Origin of the sequence: Enterobacter cloacae complex sp. IR5428 (assembly GCF_049238585.1) — a bacterium.
Taxonomy (GTDB): domain Bacteria; phylum Pseudomonadota; class Gammaproteobacteria; order Enterobacterales; family Enterobacteriaceae; genus Enterobacter; species Enterobacter intestinihominis.
Window position 1 is genome coordinate 91,727 of record NZ_JBMKHV010000015.1, and the last position, 14,328, is coordinate 106,054.

At 54.0% G+C, this 14,328-nt stretch carries 16 protein-coding genes and 1 rRNA gene; 9 read left to right on the plus strand and 8 right to left on the minus strand.

The window, feature by feature from the left end; all coding sequences use genetic code 11:
* Position 1: 1 nt before the first annotated feature.
* The 4 genes from accA to tilS all read left to right on the plus strand — a co-directional run bounded on the left by accA (position 2) and on the right by tilS (position 4,995).
* Positions 2-961, plus strand: a complete 960-nt coding sequence (accA, locus tag ACOTXC_RS19130; RefSeq protein WP_003856154.1) for an acetyl-CoA carboxylase carboxyl transferase subunit alpha — start codon at positions 2-4, stop codon at positions 959-961.
* Positions 962-1,061: 100 nt separating this feature from the next.
* A complete protein-coding gene (locus ACOTXC_RS19135) occupies positions 1,062-3,194 on the plus strand; it encodes a lysine decarboxylase LdcC (protein WP_058677790.1) in 2,133 nt (710 codons plus the stop codon).
* Positions 3,195-3,260: 66 nt separating this feature from the next.
* Positions 3,261-3,650 carry a VOC family protein gene (locus ACOTXC_RS19140; protein WP_022647115.1) on the plus strand — a complete coding sequence of 130 codons (390 nt, stop codon included), beginning with the start codon at positions 3,261-3,263 and terminating at the stop codon, positions 3,648-3,650.
* Between the two features lie 58 nt (positions 3,651-3,708).
* Entirely contained in the window at positions 3,709-4,995 is a 1,287-nt protein-coding gene (gene tilS / locus ACOTXC_RS19145; protein WP_105323027.1) for a tRNA lysidine(34) synthetase TilS, read from the plus strand.
* A 26-nt stretch (positions 4,996-5,021) separates the two neighbouring features.
* On the opposite strand, the gene rof is transcribed toward tilS, so the two are convergent.
* A complete protein-coding gene (gene rof, locus ACOTXC_RS19150; RefSeq protein ID WP_003856148.1) occupies positions 5,022-5,282 on the minus strand; it encodes a Rho-binding antiterminator in 261 nt (86 codons plus the stop codon).
* Entirely contained in the window at positions 5,269-5,469 is a 201-nt protein-coding gene (locus ACOTXC_RS19155; protein ID WP_003856146.1) for a YaeP family protein, read from the minus strand. The genes rof and ACOTXC_RS19155 overlap by 14 nt, the downstream gene beginning before the upstream one ends.
* Before the next feature lie 195 nt (positions 5,470-5,664).
* On the opposite strand from ACOTXC_RS19155, the gene ACOTXC_RS19160 reads away from it, so the two are divergent.
* From ACOTXC_RS19160 to nlpE, 3 genes are read left to right on the plus strand one after another with little or no spacing between them, the layout of a single operon-like run.
* A complete protein-coding gene (locus tag ACOTXC_RS19160) occupies positions 5,665-6,210 on the plus strand; it encodes a YaeQ family protein (protein WP_022647118.1) in 546 nt (181 codons plus the stop codon).
* The gene (gene arfB, locus ACOTXC_RS19165; RefSeq protein ID WP_421767907.1) at positions 6,207-6,623 is read left to right on the plus strand and encodes an alternative ribosome rescue aminoacyl-tRNA hydrolase ArfB; all 417 of its coding nucleotides are present in this window, start codon (positions 6,207-6,209) and stop codon (positions 6,621-6,623) included. The genes ACOTXC_RS19160 and arfB overlap by 4 nt, the downstream gene beginning before the upstream one ends.
* Before the next feature lie 39 nt (positions 6,624-6,662).
* On the plus strand, positions 6,663-7,361 hold the full coding sequence (gene nlpE, locus ACOTXC_RS19170) for an envelope stress response activation lipoprotein NlpE (RefSeq protein ID WP_421767908.1): 699 nt from the start codon (positions 6,663-6,665) through the stop codon (positions 7,359-7,361).
* A 46-nt stretch (positions 7,362-7,407) separates the two neighbouring features.
* Here nlpE and proS read toward each other — a convergent pair whose 3' ends face one another.
* The 6 genes from proS to metN all read right to left on the minus strand — a co-directional run bounded on the left by proS (position 7,408) and on the right by metN (position 12,987).
* Entirely contained in the window at positions 7,408-9,126 is a 1,719-nt protein-coding gene (gene proS, locus ACOTXC_RS19175; protein WP_023299374.1) for a proline--tRNA ligase, read from the minus strand.
* A gap of 112 nt (positions 9,127-9,238) precedes the next feature.
* Positions 9,239-9,946 carry a tRNA (N6-threonylcarbamoyladenosine(37)-N6)-methyltransferase TrmO gene (gene tsaA, locus ACOTXC_RS19180; RefSeq protein ID WP_023299375.1) on the minus strand — a complete coding sequence of 236 codons (708 nt, stop codon included), beginning with the start codon at positions 9,944-9,946 and terminating at the stop codon, positions 9,239-9,241.
* The gene (gene rcsF, locus ACOTXC_RS19185; protein WP_003856133.1) at positions 9,943-10,347 is read right to left on the minus strand and encodes an Rcs stress response system protein RcsF; all 405 of its coding nucleotides are present in this window, start codon (positions 10,345-10,347) and stop codon (positions 9,943-9,945) included. The genes tsaA and rcsF overlap by 4 nt, the downstream gene beginning before the upstream one ends.
* A 106-nt stretch (positions 10,348-10,453) precedes the next feature.
* On the minus strand, positions 10,454-11,269 hold the full coding sequence (metQ, locus tag ACOTXC_RS19190) for a methionine ABC transporter substrate-binding lipoprotein MetQ (RefSeq protein WP_006810023.1): 816 nt from the start codon (positions 11,267-11,269) through the stop codon (positions 10,454-10,456).
* Positions 11,270-11,309: 40 nt separating this feature from the next.
* On the minus strand, positions 11,310-11,963 hold the full coding sequence (locus tag ACOTXC_RS19195) for a methionine ABC transporter permease MetI (protein WP_003856130.1): 654 nt from the start codon (positions 11,961-11,963) through the stop codon (positions 11,310-11,312).
* Positions 11,956-12,987 carry a methionine ABC transporter ATP-binding protein MetN gene (gene metN, locus ACOTXC_RS19200; RefSeq protein ID WP_032625582.1) on the minus strand — a complete coding sequence of 344 codons (1,032 nt, stop codon included), beginning with the start codon at positions 12,985-12,987 and terminating at the stop codon, positions 11,956-11,958. The genes ACOTXC_RS19195 and metN overlap by 8 nt, the downstream gene beginning before the upstream one ends.
* A gap of 188 nt (positions 12,988-13,175) precedes the next feature.
* On the opposite strand from metN, the gene gmhB reads away from it, so the two are divergent.
* Both gmhB and ACOTXC_RS19210 read left to right on the plus strand, forming a co-directional pair.
* Entirely contained in the window at positions 13,176-13,742 is a 567-nt protein-coding gene (gene gmhB / locus ACOTXC_RS19205) for a D-glycero-beta-D-manno-heptose 1,7-bisphosphate 7-phosphatase (protein WP_022647122.1), read from the plus strand.
* A 366-nt stretch (positions 13,743-14,108) separates the two neighbouring features.
* Positions 14,109-14,328: ribosomal RNA gene (locus ACOTXC_RS19210) — 16S ribosomal RNA — on the plus strand; the annotation flags it as partial.

The following is a 14,328-nucleotide window of genomic DNA, read 5'->3' on the forward strand; positions in this document are numbered from 1 at the left end:
TATGAGTCTGAATTTCCTTGATTTCGAACAGCCGATTGCAGAGCTGGAAGCGAAAATCGATTCTCTGACAGCCGTAAGCCGTCAGGATGAAAAACTGGATATTAACATCGACGAAGAAGTGCATCGTCTGCGTGAAAAAAGCGTAGAACTGACGCGCAAAATCTTTGCCGATCTCGGCGCATGGCAGATCGCCCAGCTGGCGCGTCATCCACAGCGTCCGTACACCCTGGATTATGTCCGCCTGGCGTTTGACGAATTTGACGAACTGGCAGGCGACCGCGCATACGCTGACGATAAAGCTATCGTCGGCGGTATCGCGCGTCTGGATGGACGTCCGGTGATGATCATTGGTCACCAGAAAGGCCGTGAAACCAAAGAGAAGATCCGTCGTAACTTCGGTATGCCAGCACCAGAAGGCTACCGTAAGGCCCTGCGTCTGATGGAGATGGCTGAGCGTTTCAATATGCCAATCATCACCTTCATCGACACACCGGGTGCTTACCCGGGTGTTGGCGCAGAAGAGCGCGGTCAGTCTGAAGCCATCGCACGCAACCTGCGTGAGATGTCTCGCCTGAAAGTGCCGGTCATCTGTACCGTTATCGGTGAAGGTGGTTCCGGCGGTGCGCTGGCAATTGGCGTGGGCGATAAAGTGAATATGCTGCAGTACAGCACCTATTCCGTTATCTCTCCGGAAGGCTGTGCCTCCATTCTGTGGAAAAGTGCCGATAAAGCGCCGCTGGCTGCGGAAGCGATGGGCATCATTGCCCCACGTCTGAAAGAGCTGAAGCTGATCGACACCGTTATCCCTGAACCGCTGGGTGGCGCGCACCGTAAGCCGGAAGTGATGGCTGCTTCCCTGAAAGCGCAGCTGCTGGCAGACCTGGCGGATCTGGACGTGCTGAGCACAGAAGATCTGCTCAACCGTCGTTATCAGCGTCTGATGACCTACGGTTACGCGTAAGCCTCACAATTATCCTAAAAGCCGCACATTGTTGCGGCTTTTTTTATACCTGCCGTTTACCTTAACTATGCTTATCTGATGTTTTTCAAGGAGGTAAACCATGAACATCATTGCCATCATGGGGCCACACGGCGTCTTTTATAAAGACGAACCCATCAAGGAGCTGGAGCAAGCCCTTAAAGCACGCGGATATCAGCTAATCTGGCCGCAAAACAGCGCCGACCTGCTGAAATTCATCGAACACAATCCGCGCATCTGTGGCGTGATATTCGACTGGGACGAATACGACATGGAGTTGTGCAGCGAGATCAATAAGCTCAACGAATATCTTCCGCTGTACGCCTTTATCAACACTCACTCGACCATGGACGTCAGCGCCCACGATATGCGTATGGCGCTGTGGTTCTTCGAATACTCACTCGGCGTGGCTGAGGACATTGCGACCCGCATTCAGCAGTACACCGGTGAATATCTGGATAACATCACCCCGCCGTTTACGCGTGCGCTGTTCACCTATGTGAATGAAGGGAAGTACACCTTCTGTACGCCAGGCCACATGGCGGGAACGGCCTATCAAAAAAGCCCGGTAGGGTGCCTGTTCTACGATTTCTTTGGCGGCAATACGCTGAAGGCGGACGTGTCGATTTCAGTGACCGAGCTGGGCTCGCTGCTGGATCATACCGGCCCGCATCTGGAAGCCGAAGAGTACATCGCCCGGACCTTTGGTGCCGAGCAGAGCTACATGGTGACCAACGGAACCTCGACATCGAACAAGATCGTCGGCATGTATGCCGCGCCTGCCGGTAGCACGTTGCTGATTGACCGGAACTGCCATAAATCACTGGCGCATTTGCTGATGATGAGTGACGTCGTGCCGCTCTGGCTGTCTCCCACGCGTAATGCGCTGGGGATCCTCGGCGGCATTCCTCGCCGTGAGTTCGCGCATGAAGCCATTGAAAATAAGATCGCGGCGATCCCCGAGGCAAGCTGGCCTGTGCATGCGGTGATCACCAACTCCACCTATGACGGGCTGCTTTACAACACGAACTGGATCAAGCAGACGCTGGACGTGCCGTCGATTCACTTTGACTCCGCGTGGGTGCCTTACACCAATTTCCACCCGATTTACTCGGGTAAAAGTGGGATGAGCGGCGAGCGGGTGCCGGGCAAGGTGTTCTTCGAGACGCAGTCGACGCACAAAATGCTGGCCGCGTTTTCCCAGGCGTCTCTCATTCACATCAAGGGTGAGTACGACGAGGACACCTTCAACGAAGCCTTCATGATGCACACGACCACGTCGCCCAGCTACCCGCTTGTGGCGTCCATCGAAACGGCGGCGGCGATGCTGCGCGGTAATCCCGGGAAACGCCTTATTAATCGTTCGGTGGAGCGGGCGCTGCATTTCCGAAAAGAGGTTCAGCGACTTAAAGATGAAGCGGACGGCTGGTTCTTTGATATCTGGCAGCCGGAAGAGATTGATGAGGCAGAATGCTGGCCCGTCGCGCCGGGGGAGAGCTGGCACGGTTTTCGGGATGCTGATGCGGACCACATGTTCCTTGATCCGGTTAAGGTGACGATCCTGACGCCGGGTATGGATGAGCAGGGTGTGATGGGTGAGGAAGGGATCCCGGCTGCGCTGGTGGCGAAGTTCCTTGATGAACGCGGCGTGGTGGTGGAGAAAACCGGCCCCTATAATTTGCTGTTCCTGTTCAGTATCGGGATCGATAAAACCCGCGCGATGGGGCTGCTGCGCGGACTGATGGAGTTTAAGCGCGCATACGATCTTAACCTGCGGGTGAAGAATATGCTGCCGGATCTCTACGCGGAAGATCCTGACTTCTACCGCAATATGCGTATTCAGGATCTGGCCCAGGGGATCCACAGGCTGATCCGCCAGCACGATCTGCCGCGCCTGATGCTGCAGGCATTTGATGTTCTGCCTGAAATGAAGCTGACGCCGCACAGGGCGTGGCAGCGCCAGGTGAAAGGGGAGGTTGAAACCATTGAGCTGGAGAACCTGGTCGGGCGGGTATCAGCCAACATGATCCTGCCTTATCCGCCGGGCGTACCGCTGCTGATGCCGGGCGAGATGATCACCGAGGAGAGCCGGGCGGTGCTCGATTTCCTGCTGATGCTCTGTTCGATAGGGCGCCACTATCCGGGCTTTGAGACGGATATTCACGGTGCGAAACGCGATGATAACGGCGTGTACTGGGTGAGAGTCCTAAAATAAAAGGGGCCGCTTGCCAGGGGCGGGTTGTCGGTTGTAACGTTCAGGGCACCATAAAAAGGAGAAACTATGCTGGGTTTAAAAGCTGTTCATCATATTGCGATCATTGCCACCGATTACGCGAAAAGTAAGGCCTTTTACTGCGACATTCTCGGCTTTACGCTGTTGAGCGAGGCCTACCGCGAGGAGCGCGATTCCTGGAAAGGCGATCTGGCGTTAAACGGACAATATGTGATTGAACTGTTCTCTTTTCCTTTCCCGCCAGCGCGTCCTTCGCGCCCGGAAGCCTGCGGCCTGCGCCACCTGGCCTTCAGCGTCGATAACCTGGACAGCGCGGTAAAGCATCTGGAAGCCCACGGCGTGGCCTGTGAAGCAATTCGCATCGATCCCTTCACCGATAAACGTTTTACTTTTTTCAACGATCCGGACGGTCTGCCGCTGGAGCTTTATCAGCAGTAATCGCCGTCATGTGTGATAATGCCCGTTCAGTTCGGGCATTTTTTATGTGTAATTTCCTATGACCTTACCCGCTATCGCGCACGCCGTTTCACCCTACCGCCAGCTGCTGGTGGGGTTCAGCGGTGGCCTGGATTCCACCGTTTTGCTGCACCGTCTTAAGCTCTGGCGCGACCGTGAGCCTGACGTCCAGCTGCGGGCGATGCATATCCATCACGGCTTAAGCCCCCATGCCGACGATTGGGTGGCGCACTGCGAAGCGGTGTGCTCAGGGTGGGCGATCCCGCTAATCGTTGAACGCGTCACGCTTGAGGATGAAGGGCTGGGTATTGAGGCGCAGGCGCGCAAAGCCCGCTACGCCGCGTTTTCCGGCGCGTTACAGCCTGGAGAAGCGTTGGTCACCGCGCAGCATCTGGACGACCAGTGCGAGACGTTTTTACTGGCGCTCAAGCGGGGCAGCGGGCCTGCGGGTTTATCCGCCATGCCTGAGCGTGCTGGTTTTGCTGAAACAGAGCTCATCCGCCCGCTACTGGGTGAGACGCGCGCATCACTGGAAGCCTGGGCGCAGCAACATCATCTGCGCTGGATTGAAGACGAAAGCAATCAGGACGACAGTTACGACCGTAACTTCCTGCGCCTGCGCGTCTTACCGCTGCTGAGTGAGCGCTGGGCCCATTTTTCCGAAGCGGTGGCCAGAAGTGCCATGCTTTGTGCTGAACAGGAAAGCTTGCTGGATGAGTTGCTGAGCGGGGAGCTGAATACGCTGACTACCGCTGACGGTGCCCTGAACATTGCGCCGTTGAAAGTGATGAGCCCCGTGCGTCGGGCTGCTCTGATTCGTCGCTGGCTGGCTTCCCACCGTGCGGTTATGCCGTCCCGGGCGATGCTCAACCGTATCTGGGAAGAAGTTGCACAGGCGCGGGAAGATGCCGCACCGTGTATACGCCTGAATGGTTATGACGTCAGGCGCTATAAAGAGCAACTCTGGTGGGTGAAATCTGTGCCGTCGCTGGCTGACGTTGTGCTTGACTGGCCGTCGCCGGAAAAAGCATTAACGCTACCGTTGAATGCCGGTGTCGTTGCGTTAAGCCATTCGGGCAATGTGCGTCTACCTGAGCCGGACGAGAACGTCACCATACGCTTCAGGGCCAGCGGCATGCTGCATATCGTTGGGCGTAACGGCGGGCGTAAACTGAAGAAAATCTGGCAGGAACAGAACGTTCCGCCCTGGCGACGTGATACCACGCCGCTTCTGTTTTACGGCGACACGCTCATCGCGGCGGCAGGTGTGTTTATTACCCAGGAAGGGTGGGCTGAAGCGGGTGTGAATTTTGAGTGGAAAGCGTAACGGGCAGCCTGGCTGCCCGTTGGTTATCAGGATTCGCTCACCACGACGGTGCCGATTTCCGGATGGCTGAAACTGGCAATTTTGTCGAGGCGTAACTCACGCGTTGCACCTGCATCTTCCACAACCAGGTATTCCACATTTTTACGGGAAACCAGATCGCTGGCCTTTGCCTTTAGCACTTCGCCATCTTTTAGCTCCAGCGTCAGTATTAAATGATGCTGGCAGGCGAGTTCGAGGTTGTCATAGTCATCACAATTGATGGGTTGATAGGTATCATTCATCGACATAATCGCTCACCAGTAAATTCGCCGCAGCATACGCTGCTTTTTCCCTGACCGATTCAGAAAGGCTCTCATCAGAGGCCACTTCATTCAGCACGTTCAATACACAGCCCAACGCATCCGGGATGTACCCCAGATCTCCGCTGGCAATTTCCGCATACCGTCTGCGAATCAACTCACAATAATTATTCACATCACCTCCTGCCAGCGTACTGACTTACTGTGAGATATCATTAAGCCTACGAAGTTAAACTCGGTTTAGCAAGGTGACTATACCATACTCATTTAAGCAATATCAGCGCCTTGATAACGGGGTGCCACCACCTCGTAACAGCCTTTTGCTGCGGTTTTCGCTACAATGTACGCCTGATTCGAAAGGAGTTCTCTCATGGCGCTGAAAGCGACAATTTATAAAGCTGTGGTCAATGTGGCGGATCTTGACCGTAACCAGTTTCTGGATGCGTCATTGACGCTGGCGCGTCACCCTTCTGAAACCCAGGAGCGCATGATGCTGCGCCTGCTGGCGTGGATTAAGTATGCCGACGAGCGTCTGCAATTTACCCGTGGTTTAAGCGCGGAAGATGAACCGGAAGCCTGGCTGCGCAACGATCATCTGGGTATCGATTTATGGATTGAGCTTGGCCTGCCGGATGAACGCCGGATCAAAAAGGCTTGCACCCAGTCAGCTGAAGTGGCGTTGTTTGCCTATAACCAGCGCGCGGCGGAGATCTGGTGGCAGCAAAACAAAAATAAATGTGCGCAGTTCAAAAATCTTACCGTCTGGTATCTGGATGATGAACAACTGGCACAGTTGAGCGCGTTCGCCAGCCGGACAATGGCGCTTCAGGCAACGATTCAGGACGGCGCCATCTGGCTTTCCGATTCTCAGAATAATCTGGAAATTCATCTCACGGCCTGGCAGCCCGTATCATGATTGAGTTGTCCCGAAACGCCAGCATCCCTGATCACGAGCTGGAGATCACCGCCATCCGTGCTCAGGGCGCAGGGGGGCAGCACGTTAACAAGGCCTCAACGGCTATCCATTTGCGCTTTGACATCCGGGCCTCCAGCCTGCCAGAGTATTATAAAGAAAGCCTGCTCGCCGCCAGCCATCATCTGATCACCAGTGAAGGTGTGATTGTGATTAAAGCGCAGGAATATCGCAGCCAGGAAATGAACCGGGAAGCGGCACTTTCCAGACTGGCGGCGGTCATAAAAGAGCTGACGGCTGTACAAAAAAGTCGCCGGGCAACACGTCCAACGCGGGCATCGAAAGAACGTCGGTTGTCATCGAAGGCGCAGAAATCCACCGTAAAGTCACTGCGTGGCAAAGTCCGTCACCCGTAATGTGACGAAAGGGACACACTTTTTCATAAGGAATGTATTGTGAAAAAAGCATTATTATCAGCGCTGGCCGTGACAAGCCTGTTCGCGCTTTTTGGCTGTAACAACCGTTCAGAAACACAGGTACTACAGCCAACGCAAAACGAAGAATTGAAGCCGATGCAGCAGAGCTGGCGCGGCGTATTGCCATGTGCAGATTGTGAAGGCATCGAAACCTCTCTGTTCCTGCAAAAAGATGGCACCTGGGTGATGAACCAGCGCTATCAGGGAGCGAAAGAGCCGTCTTCTTTTGCAACATACGGAACATGGGCGCGTACGGCTGAAAAGCTGGTATTGACTGATACCACGGGCGATAAAATGTATTTCCGCGCCAAAGGCGAGGGGATGGAGATGCTCGATCGCGAAGGCAATCCGATTGAATCCCAGTTCAACTACACGCTGGCCCCGGTAAAAGCGACCCTGCCTGCAACCCCAATGGCGATGCGAGGGATGTATTTCTACATGGCGGATGCGGCAATCTTCACTGACTGTGCAACCGGGAAGAAAGTCAGCGTGGCGAACAATGCCCAGCTGGAGCGTGACTATGCCGTCGCGCGCGGTAACGACAGCAAACCAGTGTTGCTGACGGTTGAAGGGCATTTTACGCTGGAGCCAAACCCCGATAGCGGTGAGCTGGTGAAAACGCTGGTGGCAGATAAAGACGCGAAGTTTGCTGCGGGTAAAGACTGCGAAAGCAAATAAGTTATAGTCATTAAAAAACCCCGCACTGGCGGGGTTTTTTTGTTTCTTAGCCTTTGATGGCTTTCACCAGGTAATCAAGAATGTCGCCCGTCTTGATCATCTGTTTTTCGCCGTTGCGACGGTACTTGTATTCAATCTCATCGCTGTCGAGGTTACGGTCGCCGATGACGATGGTGTGTGGAATACCGATCAGTTCCATATCAGCAAACATCACGCCAGGACGCTCTTTACGGTCATCCATCAGCACGTCGATACCTTTCGCGCTCAGCTCAGCGTAGAGTTTCTCTGCCAGCTCCTGCACGCGGTAAGACTTGTGCATGTTCATTGGCAGGATCGCCACCTGGAACGGCGCGATGTTATCCGGCCAGACGATTCCGCGTTCGTCATAGTTCTGCTCGATAGCGGCCGCAACAACGCGCGTTACCCCAATGCCGTAGCAGCCCATGGTCAGAACCTGGTTACGACCATCTTCGCCCTGAACGGCAGCGTTCATTGCGCGCGAGTACTTATCGCCCAGCTGGAAGATGTGGCCTACTTCGATACCGCGTTTGATCATCAGGGTACCCTTGCCGTCCGGGCTTGGATCGCCTGCGACCACGTTACGGATGTCAGCCACTTCCGGCGTCGCCACGTCACGATCCCAGTTGATGCCGAAGTAGTGTTTACCGTCGATGTTTGCGCCCGCAGCGAAGTCGCTCATCGCCGCAACGGTGCGGTCAATGACCACCGGAACAGGCATGTTCACCGGACCCAGAGAACCAGGACCTGCATTCACCACGGCGCGGATTTCGGCCTCCGTTGCGAAGGTCAGCGGGCTGGCAACCTGCGGCAGCTTCTCGGCTTTCACTTCGTTCAGCTCGTGATCGCCACGGACCAGCAGGGCTACCAGTGGGTAGGCGCTGCCTTCAGCCGATTTCACCAGCAGGGTTTTGACCGTTTTTTCGATCGGCAGATTAAACTGTTCAACCAGCTCGGCGATGGTTTTCGCGTTTGGCGTATCAACCAGCGTCATCTCTTGCGTTGCCGCGCCGCGTGGTTCTTTTGGTGCCAGCGCTTCTGCGAACTCAATGTTGGCGGCGTAATCAGAGGAGTCAGAGAAAATTACATCGTCTTCGCCGCTCTGCGCCAGAACCTGGAATTCATGAGAGGCGCTACCGCCGATTGAACCGGTATCAGCCTGTACAGCACGGAAATCCAGCCCCATGCGGGAGAAGATTTTGCTGTAGGCCACGTACATTTTGTCGTAGGTCTCTTGCAGTGATTCCTGAGAAGTATGGAAAGAGTAGGCATCTTTCATCAGGAATTCGCGGGAGCGCATCACGCCAAAGCGTGGGCGCACTTCGTCACGGAACTTGGTCTGGATCTGGAAGAAGTTCAGCGGCAGCTGTTTGTAAGAGCTCAGCTCGTTACGGATCAGATCGGTGATCACTTCTTCATGCGTTGGGCCGAGAACGAATGGACGATCGCCACGATCGGCAATACGCAGCAGTTCAGGACCGTACTGCTCCCAGCGACCGCTCTCCTGCCACAGTTCAGAAGGCTGAACGACCGGCATTAACACCTCGATAGCACCGGCGTTGTTCATCTCTTCACGCACGATGTTTTCGACTTTTTTCAGGACGCGCACGCCGGTCGGCAGCCAGGTGTATAACCCGGAGGCCAGCTTGCGGATCATCCCGGCGCGCAGCATCAGCTGGTGGCTGATCACCTCGGCGTCGGCAGGTGTCTCCTTCAGAGTGGAGAGCAGATATTGGCTAGTACGCATGTTGTTACGGTTCCATTTCGACGATTGGAACAGGCTGAAACACCAGCCTGACACAAAAAAAGTGGTTTAGTTTACCAGTGTGGCAAAGATGCCAAAAGAGAGGAGAACAAAATTACCTGGGTTCCAGGGCAAACACTTCAAAACCTGCATCAGTTACGCGCCAGCGCACGTTAAAGTCCAGCAGCCAGACGGCGTACGTTTTTCCTGCGTCTTCCTCTTTGCGATAGGCGGGACGAGGGTCCTGCGCCAGGACTTCGACGATAAAGTCACGCAGACGAGGATAGCGCTTTTCCAGCTGGCTGATTTGCGTCGTTATTTCAGATGTGAAGTAAACCGGCATCTCTGCCTGTGGGGCGTCCTGAGCATAGCTTGCACGGGCATCCGGCAGCGCTTCGGCGAAGGGCAGGTAAGGTTTAATATCGATGACCGGCGTGCCATCAACCAGGTCAAGGCTACCTAACTCCAGGATCACCCGATCTTTCTGACAGCGTATCCCTTTCAGTTCGACCAGCGACATCCCGACTGGATTCGGTCGGAACGTTGAGCGGGTGGCAAAAACTCCCATTCTGGCATTTCCGCCCAGACGAGGAGGACGCACGGTAGGACGCCAGCCGCCTTCCATGGTCTGGTGAAACACAAACACCACCCATAAATGGCTGAATGCCTCAAGCCCGCGCACTGCATCGGCCTGATTATACGGCGCGACAAGATGCAGCTCGCCGCCGCCGTTAAGGACCAGTCCCGGCTGACGCGGCACGGCGAACTTTTCTTTATAAGGGGAGCGGATAACGCCTATCGGCTCGAACTGAAATGAACTCATTTCGCCGTGATGTTAAGCGCAGAACCGATACATACCGCCTGACGGTAGCAGCCCGGCGTACCACTGGTGACCTCGCAACTGTGCAGCAGCACCGCGTTGGCTTTCATTTTCGACGCGTTGATTTGCATACGCTTGCGGGCTGTTGGGATATTTGGAGGGGAGTCCTGATTCGTTGCCTGGCAGGATTCGCCGCTCACTTCGCCCAGTTCACGGAATGGCTTACCGACCAGCTCGTCGGCTTTAGTAATAATACGTACCGGCGCAGCGCGAGGCGCTTTCGGTTTTGCTGGCTCCGCTTTTGGCGGGGTTGCAGTGCTTTGAACGGGTTCAACAGGAGATCTGCTTAGCATAGAACAGCCGCTCAGCATCAGTGCTAAAAGACAGATCGGTAAAGCACGCATAATAGTTCCTCAGTGGATAATCAAAACGTCAGATATTGAAGCAGTTGACCGCACAAATGACAAGACGGGCAAATGCCCGTCTTGATGATATTACACTGAGGTGAGATTACCAGCCTTTAACCGCGCCGCCGTTAAACACCTTATTGGCTTCCTGGTAAACTTCTTCAGACTGATATGCCTGCAGGAATTTCTTCACGTTTTCCGCGTCCTTGTTGTCTTCGCGAGTCACGATCAGGTTGACGTACGGGGAATCTTTGTCTTCAACAAAGATGCCATCTTTCGCAGGGGTCAAACCGATCTGGCTGGCGTAAGTGGTGTTGATAACGGCCAGCGCGATCTGTGCATCGTCCAGAGAACGTGGCAGCTGAGGGGCTTCCAGCTCAACAATTTTCAGATTTTTCGGGTTTTCGGTCACGTCCAGAACGGTCGGCAACAGGCCAACACCTTCTTTCAGTTTAATCAGGCCCACTTTCTGGAGCAGAAGCAGCGAACGGCCAAGGTTGGTTGGGTCGTTAGGGACGGCAACCTGTGAACCCGGCTGGAGTTCATCCAGAGATTTAATTTTCTTGGAATAACCGGCAATCGGGTAAACGAAGGTGTTACCGACAGCAACCAGCTTGTAGCCGCGATCTTTGATCTGTTGATCCAGGTACGGTTTATGCTGGAAGGCGTTAGCGTCAATGTCGCCTTTGCTCAGCGCTTCGTTCGGCAGAACGTAATCGTTGAAGGTCACCAGCTCAACGTCCAGGCCATATTTTTCTTTCGCGATTTTCTGCGCGGCCTCAGCAACCTGCTGCTCTGCACCGACGATAACGCCTACTTTGATGTGGTTCGGATCTTTTTCGTCCTGACCGCAACCCACCAGTGCCAGCGAACCAATCAGTGCGCCTACTGCTGCAAAGGTCTTAAATTTAAACGCCATGTTATATCCTTAACTCGTCGAGTTTGTGTTGTTTGTAACGTTATTTATGCGTAACAGCCCGGACGATACGATCGCCAGAGAATTGAATTAAGTAAACCAGCACAACCAGCAATACCAGAACGGTATTCATTACGGTAGCGTTATAGCCAATATAGCCGTACTGATATCCAATCTGGCCTAAACCGCCAGCACCCACGGCGCCGCCCATCGCGGAATAACCGACCAGGGTGATAAGCGTGATGGTTGCTGCATTCACCAGCCCAGGCAGCGCCTCAGGCAGCAGAACTTTGCGAACGATCTGCATTGGCGTCGCACCCATAGCGCGGGAAGCTTCAATCAGGCCTGTTGGGATTTCCAGCAGGGCGTTTTCCACCATACGGGCGATAAACGGCGCGGCGCCTACGGTTAGCGGGACAATTGCCGCCTGCAAACCAATCGACGTCCCGACAATAACGCGTGTAAACGGAATCATCCACACCAGCAGGATAATAAACGGTATAGAACGGAAAATGTTCACCAGCGCAGAGAGCGTGCGATACAGCTTCGCGTTTTCAATAATTTGACCCGGGCGCGTGACGTACAGCAGTACGCCGACCGGCAGCCCAATCACAAAACCAAAAAAGCCCGATACGAAGGTCATTGCCAGCGTTTCCCAAACGCCGCGAACCAGTAGCCACATCATCGGCTCAGACATAACCCAGCACCTCTACTTTTACGTGATGTTCTTGCAGCCAGGCAATTGCCGCCTGGGTTTCTTCCTGTGTGCCGTGCATTTCCGTCAGCATAATGCCGAACTTCACGCCACCGGCGTAGTCCATCTGCGCGCTAATAATGTTGTTATTCACGTTAAAGCGACGCGCGGTTTCGGACAGCAGCGGTGCGTCAACGGACTGGCCCGTGAACTCCATGCGCAGCATCGGGACGCTGTCAGGCGTTGCGTCTGCTTTTAAACGTTCCAGATAATCTTCCGGAATATCCAGATGCAGTGTGGACTGAATGAACTGCTGAGCCAGAGGCGTTTTCGGGTGCGAGAAGACTTCGCTGACCGTGTCCTGCTCAATCAGCTCACCGTTGCTGATGACGGCGACGCAGTCACAGATACGCTTCACCACGTCCATTTCGTGCGTAATAAGGAGGATAGTCAGGCCCAGACGACGGTTAATGTCTTTCAGCAGTTCCAGGATAGAACGCGTGGTGGCTGGATCTAACGCGCTGGTGGCTTCATCACACAGCAGCACTTTTGGGTTGCTTGCCAGCGCGCGAGCGATTGCTACACGCTGCTTTTGCCCGCCTGAGAGGTTGGCCGGGTAGCTGTCATGCTTATCACCCAGCCCAACCAGATCCAGCAGTTCGGTGACGCGTCGCGTAACCTCTTCTTTTGGTGTGCTATCCAGCTCCAGCGGTAACGCCACGTTTCCAAAAACCGTGCGTGAGGCCAGCAGGTTAAAGTGCTGGAAAATCATGCCAATCTGGCGACGCGCTTTGGTGAGTTCTTTTTCTGAGAGAGCGGTAAGCTCCTGGCCGCCAACTTCTACGCTGCCCTGGGTCGGGCGCTCAAGCAGGTTAACACACCGGATCAGCGTACTTTTACCCGCACCCGATGCGCCAATGACGCCATAAATCTGACCAGCAGGCACATGCAGGCTGACGTTGTTCAGCGCCTGAATGGTTCGGTTCCCCTGCTGGAACACTTTGGTGATATTGGAAAGTTTAATCATTAGATTATTTTTATCGTATGTAAGTTAGCCGTGGCATTTTCTTCTGCCAGATACGGGGAATGACCGTAAACAAAATGGATGTTAAGGCATCCAGACGTCTAAATCAATCCACCTCTGTGCGATGAGCACTTTATTGCGCTGCGATTCATGAGATACTAGCTGAACAAGCCTTTTTCAGGAGCAAACCGGTGGCAAAATCTGTACCCGCAATTTTTCTCGATCGTGACGGCACAATTAATGTGGATCACGGTTACGTCCATGAGATTGATGAGTTCGAATTTATCGAGGGCGTAATAGATGCCATGCGCCAGCTGAAAGAGATGGGCTATGCGCTGGTGGTGGTAACTAATCAGTCCGGTATCGCCCGGGGTAAATTCACCGAAGCGCAGTTCGAGACGCTGACGGAATGGATGGACTGGTCTCTGGCCGATCGTGGCGTCGATCTTGATGGCATCTATTATTGTCCGCATCATCCACAGGGAACAGTAGAAGCGTATCGTCAGACATGTGATTGCCGTAAGCCACACCCGGGAATGTTTATCTCTGCACAGGAATTCCTGCACATTGATATGGCCGCGTCTTTTATGGTGGGCGATAAACTGGAGGATATGCAGGCAGCGGCGGCGGCAGGTGTGGGAACCAAAGTATTAGTGCGGACCGGTAAACCAGTCACCCCAGAAGCAGAAAATGCAGCTGACTGGGTGATAACTAGTCTGGCAGATCTGCCAAAAGAGATTAAAAAGCACCAAAAATAGACGTTTTGGTGAAAAGGTGAGCGGTTGAAATAAAAATGCATTTTTCCGCTTGTCATTCCTCGGCGGCTCCCTATAATGCGCCTCCATCGACACGGCGGATGTGAATCACTTCACAGACTACCCGGTCGGTTGAAGAGAAAAAATCCTGAAATAACGGGTTGACTCTGAAAGAGGAAAGCGTAATATACGCCACCTCGCGACAGAGCGCTGAAGCGCGTCGCAACTGCTCTTTAACAATTTATCAGACAATCTGTGTGGGCACTCAAAGTGACATGGATTCTTAACGTCCTCGGACGAAAAATGAATACCAAGTCTCTGAGTGAACACGTAATTCATTACGAAGTTTAATTCACGAGCATCAAACTTAAATTGAAGAGTTTGATCATGGCTCAGATTGAACGCTGGCGGCAGGCCTAACACATGCAAGTCGAACGGTAACAGGAAGCAGCTTGCTGCTTCGCTGACGAGTGGCGGACGGGTGAGTAATGTCTGGGAAACTGCCTGATGGAGGGGGATAACTACTGGAAACGGTAGCTAATACCGCATAACGTCGCAAGACCAAAGAGGGGGACCTTCGGGCCTCTTG